Annotated in this window: 12 protein-coding genes; 8 read left to right on the top strand and 4 right to left on the bottom strand. The window is 58.7% G+C overall.

Going from position 1 to position 12,034, the window contains the following annotated elements; all coding sequences use genetic code 11:
* Position 1 precedes the first annotated feature (1 nt).
* From mdcC to mdcH, 6 genes are all read left to right on the top strand, one after another.
* The gene (gene mdcC / locus AC2CGP_RS00935; protein ID WP_008805033.1) at positions 2-301 is read left to right on the top strand and encodes a malonate decarboxylase acyl carrier protein; all 300 of its coding nucleotides are present in this window, start codon (positions 2-4) and stop codon (positions 299-301) included.
* Complete coding sequence (locus tag AC2CGP_RS00930; RefSeq protein WP_015705279.1) at positions 294-1,127, top strand: biotin-independent malonate decarboxylase subunit beta; 834 nt, start codon at positions 294-296, stop codon at positions 1,125-1,127. Before mdcC ends, AC2CGP_RS00930 begins: the two co-directional genes overlap by 8 nt.
* On the top strand, positions 1,127-1,927 hold the full coding sequence (gene mdcE, locus AC2CGP_RS00925) for a biotin-independent malonate decarboxylase subunit gamma (protein ID WP_125991972.1): 801 nt from the start codon (positions 1,127-1,129) through the stop codon (positions 1,925-1,927). The genes AC2CGP_RS00930 and mdcE overlap by 1 nt, the downstream gene beginning before the upstream one ends.
* 136 nt (positions 1,928-2,063) lie before the next feature.
* A complete protein-coding gene (locus tag AC2CGP_RS00920) occupies positions 2,064-3,023 on the top strand; it encodes an AEC family transporter (RefSeq protein ID WP_004148291.1) in 960 nt (319 codons plus the stop codon).
* Between the two features lie 3 nt (positions 3,024-3,026).
* Positions 3,027-3,644 (top strand): malonate decarboxylase holo-ACP synthase, encoded by a 618-nt coding sequence (locus AC2CGP_RS00915; RefSeq protein ID WP_046884262.1) that lies wholly within the window; start codon positions 3,027-3,029, stop codon positions 3,642-3,644.
* On the top strand, positions 3,644-4,546 hold the full coding sequence (gene mdcH, locus AC2CGP_RS00910; RefSeq protein ID WP_015705275.1) for a malonate decarboxylase subunit epsilon: 903 nt from the start codon (positions 3,644-3,646) through the stop codon (positions 4,544-4,546). Before AC2CGP_RS00915 ends, mdcH begins: the two co-directional genes overlap by 1 nt.
* Here mdcH and AC2CGP_RS00905 read toward each other — a convergent pair.
* From AC2CGP_RS00905 to AC2CGP_RS00895, 3 genes are all read right to left on the bottom strand, one after another.
* The gene (locus tag AC2CGP_RS00905; protein WP_015366791.1) at positions 4,536-5,462 is read right to left on the bottom strand and encodes a LysR family transcriptional regulator; all 927 of its coding nucleotides are present in this window, start codon (positions 5,460-5,462) and stop codon (positions 4,536-4,538) included. The two genes, mdcH and AC2CGP_RS00905, sit on opposite strands and share 11 nt — an antisense overlap.
* 158 nt (positions 5,463-5,620) lie before the next feature.
* Positions 5,621-7,276, bottom strand: a complete 1,656-nt coding sequence (mqo, locus tag AC2CGP_RS00900; RefSeq protein ID WP_046884264.1) for a malate dehydrogenase (quinone) — start codon at positions 7,274-7,276, stop codon at positions 5,621-5,623.
* Between the two features lie 244 nt (positions 7,277-7,520).
* Complete coding sequence (locus tag AC2CGP_RS00895; RefSeq protein ID WP_015366793.1) at positions 7,521-8,441, bottom strand: N-acetylmuramic acid 6-phosphate etherase; 921 nt, start codon at positions 8,439-8,441, stop codon at positions 7,521-7,523.
* A gap of 305 nt (positions 8,442-8,746) precedes the next feature.
* Here AC2CGP_RS00895 and AC2CGP_RS00890 point away from each other — a divergent pair, with 305 nt between their 5' ends.
* Both AC2CGP_RS00890 and dcuR read left to right on the top strand, forming a co-directional pair.
* The gene (locus tag AC2CGP_RS00890; RefSeq protein ID WP_020078958.1) at positions 8,747-10,363 is read left to right on the top strand and encodes a sensor histidine kinase; all 1,617 of its coding nucleotides are present in this window, start codon (positions 8,747-8,749) and stop codon (positions 10,361-10,363) included.
* On the top strand, positions 10,360-11,079 hold the full coding sequence (gene dcuR / locus AC2CGP_RS00885) for a two-component system response regulator DcuR (RefSeq protein WP_015366795.1): 720 nt from the start codon (positions 10,360-10,362) through the stop codon (positions 11,077-11,079). Before AC2CGP_RS00890 ends, dcuR begins: the two co-directional genes overlap by 4 nt.
* On the opposite strand, the gene AC2CGP_RS00880 is transcribed toward dcuR, so the two are convergent.
* Positions 11,060-12,010 carry an FAD:protein FMN transferase gene (locus AC2CGP_RS00880; RefSeq protein WP_020078959.1) on the bottom strand — a complete coding sequence of 317 codons (951 nt, stop codon included), beginning with the start codon at positions 12,008-12,010 and terminating at the stop codon, positions 11,060-11,062. The genes dcuR and AC2CGP_RS00880 overlap by 20 nt on opposite strands.
* Positions 12,011-12,034 lie beyond the last annotated feature (24 nt).

Genomic DNA, 12,034 nt, shown 5'->3' with positions numbered 1-12,034 from the left:
TATGGAACAGATTACATTGTCATTTCCTGCCAACCGCGCCCTCAGCGGCAAAGCATTGGCAGGAGTCGTAGGTTCAGGCGATATGGAAGTGCTTTATACCGCCGCACAGGGCGCCACGCTCAACGTACAGATCACCACCTCAGTGGATAACAGCCAGGCGCGCTGGCAGGCGCTGTTCGACAGGCTGAACCTGATCAACGGTCTGCCCGCCGGGCAGTTGATTATCCACGACTTCGGCGCCACGCCGGGCGTCGCTCGTATTCGTATTGAACAAGTATTTGAGGAGGCCGCTCATGCGTAACGATCGCAGCTTTATCGAACTGCGCGCTCGCGAACGCGCCCACGCCCTGCTGGACGACGGCAGCTACCGCGAACTGCTGGATCCGTTTGAAGGCATTATGTCGCCGTGGCTCGGCGCGCAGGGCATCGTCCCACAGTCCGACGACGGTATGGTGGTCGCCAAAGGCACGATCAACGGCCAACCTGCGGTGGTGATTGCCATCGAAGGCACCTTCCAGGGCGGCAGTATGGGCGAAGTCTCCGGCGCCAAAATGGCCGCCGCGCTGGAGCTGGCGGCGGAAGATAACCGCAACGGTATCCCGACCCAGGCGGTGCTGTGCCTCGAAACCGGCGGCGTACGTCTGCAGGAGGCCAACCTCGGTCTGGCCGCCATCGCCGATATTCATGCCGCGATTGTCGACCTGCGTCGCTACACCCCGGTGGTCGGCATTATTACCGGTACCGTCGGCTGCTTCGGCGGTATGTCCATCGCCGCGGCGCTGTGCAGCTACCTTATCGTCACCCGTGAAGCCCGTCTCGGCCTCAACGGCCCGCAGGTTATCGAGCAGGAAGCCGGCATTGAAGAGTACGACTCCCGCAACCGTCCGTTTATCTGGAGCATGACCGGCGGCGAAATTCGCACCGCCAGCGGGCTGGTCGACGCGCTGGTTAACGATGGCGTTAACGCCGTTAAAACCGCAATGAATGAGGCGATCGCCAAAGGCGTACCGGCACAGCACCGCAGCGACAACTATGACGATTATCTGCGTCGCTTGAGCCAGTTCGATACTCGCCAGCAGGCGGATACCGCGCAGATTAAACAGCTTTTTGCCCGGGAGGATAAATAATGAGTCAGTTCCCAAACCGCGCCGCGCTGTGGCTGAATAAACTGGCGCCCGACGCGCCGCTGATGAGTGGTCTGTGCCCTTCGGTGCAGGTCGCAGATGGCCAGATTGATGGCGAAAACGTCCGCTTTATCGCCGTGGTGCCTGACGCTAACAACCACTATCCGCGCGCCGCCGGCGGCGAAGTCGGCCTGCTGGAAGGCTGGACGCTGGCGAAAGTGGTCAACGAAACCATCGCCGCCGACGCCGATCGGCCTGTCAAACGGCCGATCGTCGCGGTAATTGATGTCCCGAGCCAGGCCTATGGCCGCCGCGAAGAAGCCTTTGGCATCCACCAGGCCCTGGCCGGGGCGGCAGGCGCCTACGCCAAAGCCCGTCTTGCCGGCCACCCGGTGATTGGCCTGATTGTCGGAAAAGCGATGTCCGGGGCGTTTCTGGCCCACGGCTATCAGGCCAACCGCCTGATCGCCTTTAACGATAGCGGCGTGCTGGTTCACGCGATGGGTAAAGAATCGGCAGCGCGCATTACGCTGCGTACCGTAGAGGCGCTGGAGAGACTGGCGGCGACGATCCCGCCGATGGCCTACGACGTCAGCAACTACGCTACGCTCGGCCTGCTCTCCGCCCTGCTCGATATCAACCATCCGGATGCGCCAGACGAAGGCGATCTGTCACTGGTCAGCCGTGCCCTGCGCGACGCCATCGCTGACGCGCGCACCGATACCTCACTGAAGTGCCGTCTGGGCGCGGAAAACCGCCGCAGCTCGCAACTGGTTCGCGATCGCATGCGCGCCAGCTGGTAAGACGTTCGTACGTAAGTAGTAGAAGAAAACCTGCCGGAAGCAGTCTCCCGGAGCGCGGAATAAACGCTCCGGGAAGGGACGGCTTTTAGAAAAAATAACAATCGCGCCAGTACTCTATTTTATTTACAGGTGATTTATGACTTATGTGATTATTCATGCTCTTGCCCCGATTTTCGTCATTATGCTGCTGGGCTTCTGGGCCGGTAAGGCCGGGATGGTAGATAACAAAAACGTCTCGCTGCTTAATATTTTTGTAATGGATTTTGCCTTACCCGCCACGCTGTTTAGCGCGACGGTACAAACGCCGTGGGCCGGTATCGTCGCCCAGTCGCCGCTGGTGCTGGTGCTGACCGGCGCGATGTGGATCACCTATGCCGCAATCTACTTCCTCGCCACCAGCGTGTTCAAACGCACGCCGCAGGATGCCGCGGTGCTGACCCTCACCGTCGCCCTGCCAAACTATGCCGCGTTAGGTCTGCCGATCCTCGGCAGCGTGCTGGGTGAAGGCGCGTCAACCTCGCTGTCGGTGGCGGTTTCTATCGCCTGCGGCTCGGTACTGATGACCCCGTTCTGCCTGCTGATTCTGGAGCGTGAAAAAGCCCGCGCCGCGGGTGAAAACAGCGGTTCTACGCTGGCGATGCTGCCGGTGCTGATGTGGCGTTCAGTGAAAAAACCGATCGTCTGGGGCCCGCTGCTTGGGGTGGTGCTTTCCGCGATCGGCATTAAAATGCCGGACCTGCTGCTGGCGTCAATCAAACCGCTGGGCCTGGCCGCCACCGCCGCCGCGCTGTTCCTCACCGGGGTGATCCTGTCGGCACGTAAACTGCAGCTCAATGCGCTGATCGCTACATCAACCATCGTAAAACTGCTGGTGCAGCCGTTTATTGCCTGGGGTCTGGTGATGTTACTTGGTCTGCACGGTTCTATCGCCATTACCGCGATCCTGATGATTGCGCTGGCCGCCGGCTTCTTCGGCGTGGTCTTCGGCAACCGCTTCGGCGTGCAGTCTCCGGATGCTGAAGCCGTGCTGCTGTTAAGCTCGGTTCTGTGTATCCTGTCGCTACCGCTGTTTATCTCTTTGACTTCAGGACTGTAAACCATGTCATCAACGCCGCGTCCTCACGATTTAGTTTGGTTAAACCACGCCAGCGCCCTGGAAGACATTGCCGAGCCGTGGGTGGCTCAACAGTGGCGAGCCGCGCTGCCGGTGGTGGTGAGGCGCGACGTTGACGGCCAGGCCCGCATCCCGGTTGGGGTGCGGGGCATGAAGCGCGAACAGCGCGCCGCCGGCTGGGTTCAGCCGCGCAATATCGTGCGCAGCGTCACCCCGGAGACGCTTGTCGAGCGCGAAGCATTACTCTGCTCGCCGTTTGTCTCGCAGCCGCCGGTCCAGGCGGCTATCGCCCTCACCTTACACCGCTGGCCCTGGGGCTGGGGCGTCACCGGCAGTACCGGCTACGCGCTGGCAACCGAAATCCCGGTGCTGCATGCGGCAAGCGATCTGGATTTGCTGATCCGCGCGCCGCAGCCGCTGGACCGCGAGGCATTGCTGGAATGGCAGGCCCGGGTGGCCCAACTACCGTGCCGCGCCGATACCCAGATAGAAACACTGTACGGCGCCTTCGCCCTTAATGAGTGGCTGCGCGATGGCCGCGCGCTGCTGAAAACATCCCGCGGCGCGCGCTTAACCGCGACGCCGTGGCACAGGGAGGAATGATGAAGATTATATTTACTTTTCCCGGTCAGGGCGGCCAGCGCCCCGCAATGCTGGCGGCAATCCCCGATCGCGAGGCTATCCTCACCCAGGCGCGCGCCGTGCTGGGGGATGAAGTCGATACCCTCGATAGCGCCGACGCGCTAAAGCATACCCGTGCAGTACAACTCTGTCTGCTGATCGCCGGGGTAGCCTGGGCGCGCGAGCTACAGCGCCAGGGCGTGGATCCGCAGATGGTCAGCGGGCTCTCTATCGGCGCGTTTCCGGCAGCGGTGATTGCCGGCGCGCTCGATTTCGCCAGCGCGCTGCGCCTGGTGGCGCTACGCGGCGATTTAATGGAGCAGGCTTATCCCGAAGGTTACGGGCTGACGGCGATTATGGGGCTGACCCGCCCGCGGGTTGAGGCGCTGATGCAGGGCCACGAGGTTTATCTTGCCAACCTGAACGCCGAAACGCAAATCGTGATCGCCGGGCGCGATGACGCCATGGCCGAGGTGGCGCAGCTGGCGCTGCAGGCTGGCGCCAGTAAAGCCCAACGGCTGGCGGTCAGCGTGCCGTCGCACTGCGCGCTGTTGGATAAACCTGCCGCAGCCCTGGCAAAAGCCTTTGCCGACGTCACCTTAACGCGCCCTCAGCGCGCCTATTTAAGCGGCTCGACGGCGCGCGTGCTGTGGGATCCGCAGCGGATCGCCGACGATCTGGCGATGAACATGGCGCGCACCGTGCATTGGCAGGAGGCGATGATCGCCGCTGATGAACGCGACGCAAGGCTGGCAATCGAGATGCCGCCCGGCGGCGTGCTCACCTGCCTGACCCGCCAGGCGGGCTGGCGCGGCGAGACAATTTCGCTGGAGCGCAGCGGCGTAGACGTCGCCCGCCATCTGGCGCAGCGGCTTAGCGATTAATACTGCGGGCGTACATGCGCCCTTCCGCCGCCAGCGCCAGCAGGTCGGCATCGCGCTCGCGATGATGTGAATAGACGATAGAGATCAGCTGGCGCATCTGATAGGGTTCCGCCAGCTTTAACAGCTGCACATCGTTTTCGTAAACCTTCTTCATGCGCCCCGGCAGCAGCGCAAACCCGACGCCCGCCTGCACCAGGCTTATCATCGAAAAGATATCATTCACCCTGGTCACGATTTCCGGCTCAAAACCGGCTACATGAAAGGCCTCCTGAAATCCGGCATACGTCGCAAACCCTTCCGCCAGCGAGACAAATTTACGATCGGCGTAATCGCGCAGGTCGGCGAGCTGAGTGGTATCCAGCTGTTCCGTCGCCGGCGCGGCGAGGAAGATATCATCTTCAAATAGCGGCACCACGTCGAAAGCCGAATTATTGTACTCGCCTTCATTGGTGGCGATTAAGATAGCGTCAAGGGCATCGTCTTCCAGCATATCCAGCAGCATCTGATTGGAGCCCATCGTCAGATCCAGTTCAAGCTCCGGGCGACGCAGCTTCATCCCCATGATGATGCGCGGAACGGTTTCCAGCGTCAGCGAATAGAGGGTACCGATGCGCAACCGTCCCTGACCGACGCCGGCGACTTTACGCGTCGCCTCAAGCCCGCGGCTCATCAGACTCATCACATCCTGGCAGTACTCGAGCAGCGTCCATGCCGCCTGCAGCGGCAGCAGGTTGCGCCCTTTGTGAACAAACAGCGGGCAGCCGACTCCCTCTTCGAGCGTATGCAGCGCGCGGTGAACGCTAACGCTGCTGAGCTTCATGGCTTCGGCGGTTCTGGCGATATTGCCCTTCGCCATAAACATCATAAAGACCGATAGCTTGCGGAAGGTGATCTCCTGGTTGATATCGTCTTTCATAACCCTTCCACACCCCTGGTTTAATTTTCTTATTTCAATTCAAACCAGTATATCTTTTATGTGGCCAAAGTTGCAGGCAGCGCGCGGCCTCAGCCGGTAAAAAACGCAAAAAAGGGAAGACCATGGTCTTCCCTTTTGTTCACTGCCTGGATGCGTCGTTACAGCGCCATATCGTGCTGTGGCGAGGCCTCGCGCGGCGTCTCTGCCGGTTTGGCGGTCGCGGTCGGCGCCGTCTCTGGCATCTGAATGACCGGAGGCTTGGTCAGTTGCAGCGCCGCGGCGGTGTCATCCCAAACCTGCTGGGTCAGGGCCACGTTGCCGTTTAACTTCTCGCCGTAGCTCGGCACGATAGCGCGAATGCGGCTCTGCCATTCCGGCGAGTTAAACTGCTGCGGGAACATCTGCTTGAGAACGTTCAGGGTGATCGGCGCGGCGGTGGAAGCACCTGGCGATGCGCCGAGCAGCGCAGAAATCGTTTTCTGCTCATCGACCACCACTTCGGTACCGAGCTTCAGCACGCCGCCCTTTTCCGCGTCTTTTTTGATGATCTGCACGCGCTGACCGGCCTGAATCAGTTTCCAGTCTTCTTTATGCGCGTTCGGGTAGTACTCTTTCAGCGCCGCAAAGCGGTCATCATCGCTGAGCATAACCTGGCTAACCAGGTACTTCACCAGATCGAAGTTGTCGAGGCCAACGTGGGTCATCGGCAGCACGTTGCTGGTGGTGGTCGTGCTCAGCAGATCGAAGAACGAACCGTTTTTCAGGAACTTAGTGGAGAAGGTGGCGAATGGCCCGAACAGCACCACGCGCTTACCATCGAGGTAGCGAGCATCCAGATGCGGTACCGACATCGGCGGCGCGCCAACTGAAGCCTGACCATAAACTTTCTGCTGGTGCAGTTTTGTCAGCTCCGGGTTCTCGGTCATCAGGAATGAGCCGCCTACCGGGAAGCCAGCATAGTTGTCCGCTTCCGGAATACCGGTTTTCTGCAGCAGCTTCAACGCGCCACCGCCGGCGCCGATGAAGACATATTTGGCGTCGATAGCCTGCTCTTCACCGCTCTGCACGTTCTTAATCGTCACGTGCCAGGAGTTGTCGGCATTGCGTTTAAAATCGGTGACTTCAGAAGAGGTCTGCAGCGAGAAGTTGCTGCTCTTTTTCAGGCTACCGATCAGCTGACGGGTAATTTCACCGTAGTTCACATCGGTACCGACCGGCGTCCAGGTCGCGGCCACTTTTTGCTGCGGATCGCGTCCTTCCATCACCAACGGCGCCCACTGTTTAATTTGCGCGTGATCGGTGGAGAATTTCATTCCCTGGAATAAGGTGGTCTGCTGCAGCGCGTTATAACGCTTTTGCAGATAATCCACATTATCGCCCCACACGAAACTCATATGCGGCGTGGAATTAATAAACGAGTGCGGGTCGTGCAAAATACCGCGTTTGACCTGCGCCGACCAGAACTGGCGCGAAATCATAAACTGTTCGTTGATATCCAGCGCTTTGCTGACATCAATAGAACCGTCTGCACGCTGCGGCGTGTAGTTCAGTTCCATATTCGCCGAGTGACCGGTACCGGCGTTATTCCAGCCGTTGGAGGACTCCAGCGCGACGCCGTCGAGTTTCTCCACCATCACCTGTTTCCACTCCGGCTGCAACTCCTGCAGCCAGGTGCCCAGCGAGGCGCTCATGATGCCGCCGCCGATCAGCAGAAAGTCAGTTTTTTTCGAGGTATCGCCATTTGCGTAGGTCGCCGTACTGACGAACATCGCTAATGCGGTCATAGATATAATCGTTTTTTTAATTGCAGGCATAATAGAAATATCGCGTAGCAAAAGTGTAATAAGAGCCGTCATATTAACGCACTTTTACTTTATTTTAAAATATCATTTACACTTCGATATTTTAATTAAACAGTTTTTTAACTTAAAAAAGCAGCTTATTTATTTCGCTGGCAGTCATTGTGAAAAATAGCGACGGAAAATCAGGATCATTCGGGCGATAAGAAATATAGCGCCGGTTTATTTAGTTATTTAACAAACCGGCGCGGCGAGGAGATTAATTAACGTTACTGAGCGTTTTCTCTTGCGCTTCAGCCAGGGCGACACGCAAATGGTTGTTGTTTTCGCTGAGCAGATCCCGCGCCTGCCAGGCATCGAGCCCCGTCATCAGCATCAGAATCGCCGTCCGACAATGCTGATTGCAACTGGCCAGCGCGGCTTTGGCTTGCGCGCGCGTACACTCTGCGGCGGCCATCACCATGGCGATTTGCCGCTCCTCCCAGCGCGGGCTGGTTGCCTGTAGATCAACGCGCAGGTTGCCGAACACTTTGCCGCTGCGTACCGCAAGGCCGGTGGTTAACAGGGTGAGAATCTGCCGCTGCGCCATTTGCGCTTTCGGATTGCCATAACCCGCCACCGCTTCCGGCCCGGTCTGCGGCGCAATCATAATATCCGCCAGCTGCGCGGCTTCGCTATCAGGTTGCTGCGTCAGGATCGCAATCGGCGTCCCCAGCGACCAGGCGTGACGCATGGCTCCCCACACCCACGGCGTTTTGCCGCTGACGGTGAGCGCCAGCAGCATATCGTTAGCGCTCAGGGACAATAGCTGCATATCCCGTAAGCCCGCGTCATAATCGTTAGCCGCCCGCTCGGCGGCCTGCAGCGCGCTCCCTTCGCCACCGGCGATCATCGCCACCAGTGAGTGATTGGCTTCAGGGGAATAGTCATTAACCGTTTGCAACGCCGCCTGCCCGGATGCCCCGGCGCCAACGATCACCAGCCGTCCTCCCCGGCTCAGGGTCGCCGCGGCGTTATCCACCAGCCGGGTAATCTGCGGCAGGCAGGCATCGATGGCGACGGCTATCTGTTTGTTATCCTGCTGCAGCAGGGTCAGCATATCGAGGGTGGCGAGCGTATCGATATGGCGCGTTTGCGGGTGGCGTCGTTCCAGCATTGATGCGGTTGGCTTACTGCTCATAAAACCTCCATTTAAAACCGAACTCACTGCGGCGAAATCAATAGCGGTGACATATCCATTCATTCATCACGGCTATTTGATTGATGCAGCCAGTGTAAAGCCTTCATTCACGGCTTTACCGCCACGGGGGTCACAGTTTGTTCACCCGACACCTAATCGCAGCGCGATTGCGCGTTATCCGAGCATGAGGGCTACGCATGTCAGGCAACGGATACCCGGTACGCCGGTTTTACTGTTATTACACGGCTTTATGAAAGCCGCCCTATCGGCGATAATGATCGTTCAACGAATCGATCGGGGTTGTCATGAAGGAAGCCGAGCTACAGCCGCCCGCCCGCAAGCGCGCCCGCAGCCTGAAATTAAGTACCGCCGTCACGCTGATGATTGGCAGCGTTATCGGCGCGGTGCTGCTGCTGGTCTACGCGCTATGGTTTATGCAAATCAGTAACGCCACTCGCGACGGCTTAAAAGAGACGGCGCTGGCGGTGGCGCGCACCATGGCCGATATGCCGCAGGTGAAGCGCGGTCTCGGCGAGCCGCCGCAGAGCAATATTATTCAGCCGTTGGCGCAGGCCATTACCCGGCGTAACGACCTGCTTTACGCGATTGTGACCGACATGCGCGGCATTCGCTATTCGCATCCGGATAGCGCCATCATCGGTAAACCCTTTATCGGCGAGGATATCCGCCCGACGCTCGCCGGGCGGGAAAACGTGGCGATTAACCACGGCGTACTGGCGCCGGCGCTGCGCGTGTTTACCCCGGTATTCAATGAACAGCATCAGCAGATAGGCGTGGTAGTGGTAGGTATTTCGCTGAGTAAAGTTGACAAACAGATCGCCAATAGCCGCTGGGACGTTCTGCTGACCATTCTGTTCAGCGCGCTGGTCTGCGCAATCGGCACCTGGAGCCTGGTGCGCGGCTTGAAGCGTATTTTGCTGGGGCTGGAGCCGCAGGATATCTCCACCCAGTTCCAGCAGCGTCAGGCGATGCTGCACTCGCTGAAAGAAGGGGTGATCGCCGTGGATAGCAGCGGCCAGGTCACGTTGATTAACCCGGCCGCCCGCGGCATGTTACTTAGCGGGCCGGATAAAAGCATCGATCGCACCCCGCTGCTTGCGGACCTGCAGGAAGTTTTGCGCAGCGGCGAGCCCATCTATGACCGTGCGCTCGGCTGTAATGGCCTGTTGCTGATCAGCAATACCGTCCCGGTGCGCAGCCAGAACGCCATCGTCGGCGCGATCAGCACCTTCCGCGATAAGACCGAGATGAGTCAACTGGTGCAGCGGCTGGACGGCATGATGAGCTACGTCGATGCCCTGCGCACCACTTCGCACGAGTTTATGAACAAGCTGCACGTGATCCTCGGCCTGCTGAATATGAAAAGCTATGACAAGCTGGAAGAATATGTGCTGCAAACCGCCCATGCCTATCAGGCCGATATCGGTGAAATTCAGCACCGGATAAAATCGCCGGTGGTCGCCGGCTTCCTGATTGGTAAAATCCAGCGCGCCAAAGAGCGAGGCTTCACGTTGAACCTCGCCGAAGAGAGCCTGGTGCCGGATTGCCCCAATGAAAAACAGGTCACCGTACTGGTGACGGTGTTAGGCAATCTGATTGAAAATGCGCTGGACGCGATGAGCGGCCAGGAGGAAGGCGAAGTGAGCCTGCTATTGCACTATCAGGATGGCTGGCTAAGCGGTGAAGTGAGCGACGATGGCCCGGGGATCCCGGCGGCCAATATTGACGCCATCTTTAATAAGGGCTTCTCCACTAAAGGCGAAAATCGCGGCGTCGGCCTGTTTCTCGCCAACCAGCAGCTCCACGAACTCGGCGGCACGTTGTCCGTCGAGTCCGAGCCTGGCGTATTTACCCAATTTTTTGTTCACCTGCCCTGGGATAGTAAAAGGAAAAAAGCGTGATAAATGTATTAATTGTTGACGACGATGCGATGGTTGCCGAGCTGAACCGCCTGTACGTGGCGCGCATCCCCGGTTTCAGCTGCTGCGGCACCGCGTCGACGCTCGGCAAAGCCCAGGAGATGATTAATGACCCGCAGATGGCGATCGATTTGGTGCTGCTGGACGTTTACATGCAGCAGGATAGCGGCCTCGATCTGCTGCCGACCATTCGCGCCAGCGGCCGTGCCATCGACGTGATTATGATAACTTCCGCCGCCGATGCCGCCACCGTCCAAACCGCTATGCACTATGGCGTGGTGGATTATCTGATTAAGCCCTTCCAGTTCCCGCGCTTTGAAGAAGCGCTGACCGCATGGCGTGAAAAACGCAAACTGATGACCGGCCAGCCCTATTACGAGCAGGCGGATGTCGATCGCCTGTTGCACGGCGGCACGCCGGAAGCGGCTGACGCGCGTAAGCTACCGAAAGGCTTAACGGCGCAAACTCTACGCACGCTGTGCCAGTGGATTGATAGCCACCCTGATGTGGAATTCTCTACCGATGAGCTGGCGGCGGCGGTGAATATCTCGCGCGTCTCATGCCGCAAGTATCTGATTTGGCTCGCGCAGATCAATATTCTCTATACCACCATCCATTACGGCGCGACCGGCCGACCGGTGTATCGCTATCGGCTGGTCGCCGAGCAGTACGGCCTGCTCAAGCAGTACAGTCAGTAATCTGGTAGCCGCTGTCGAGCAGTTGAAAGCGGATGCGCTGCGGTGACGACAGAATCACGTCGCGGTTTTTGGTGACAAAAATCGCTTCAATGTCGTCCCGCTGGCGCAACGCCGCGCAGCCCTTCTCCACGCCAAGGCCATACAGCAGCGTGGTCCAGATATCGCCGTCCAGTGAATCCGCGGAAATGACCGTTACGCTATCGAGTTCGTTATCCAGCGGATAGCCGCTGCGCGGATCGAGGATATGGTGCCAGCGTTTGCCATCCTGCTCGAAATAGCGTTCATAGGTGCCTGAAGTGACAACCGACTGCCCGCTAACGGCAATAGAGCCAATAAGTTCCTGCGCCGCGGCAAAGGGTTTTTTCAGCCCAATCGCCCATTCCCCTAACGTATGTACATTGCCGCCGAGATTAATCAGCGCCTGTTCGATCCCCTGCTGGCCCAGGTAATCGCGTACCTGGTCAGCGATATATCCTTTAGCGATTGCGCCAAGGTCGATTTCCATTCCGGCCTGCGCCAGCCACACGCTCTGCTTTTCGTCATCGAGAATGACATCCTGCGGGCGGGTTAATGGCAGCCGGGCCGCTATATCCGCCGCCGACGGCACGCTATGCCCCTGAAAGCCAATGCGCCACAGTTTAACCAGCGGACCGATAGCCAGATTAAAGGCGCTGTCGCGCACCATACTGGCGGCTTTAGCGCACTTAATCAGTTGGTACACCGGACGGCTAACGGTGACAGGATGACGCCCGGCGGCATGGTTGATATCCATCACCTGCGACTGCGCCCGGTTCACGGTGAGCAGATCTTCGTAGCGTTTAATTAACTGAAATACGCGGGAGGCCAGCGCCTCATCGTGGGAATAGAGTTTGAGCAGGATGGGCGATCCCATCAACACGGCGGAGTAGCTATAGACGCGGTTATCGGACATTGGGCTCTCCTTAGAAGGGATAAG

This window comes from Klebsiella sp. SYXHC3 (assembly GCF_057196925.1).
Note: the sequence above shows the minus strand (reverse complement) of the source record. Positions and strands in the feature narration are given on the sequence as shown.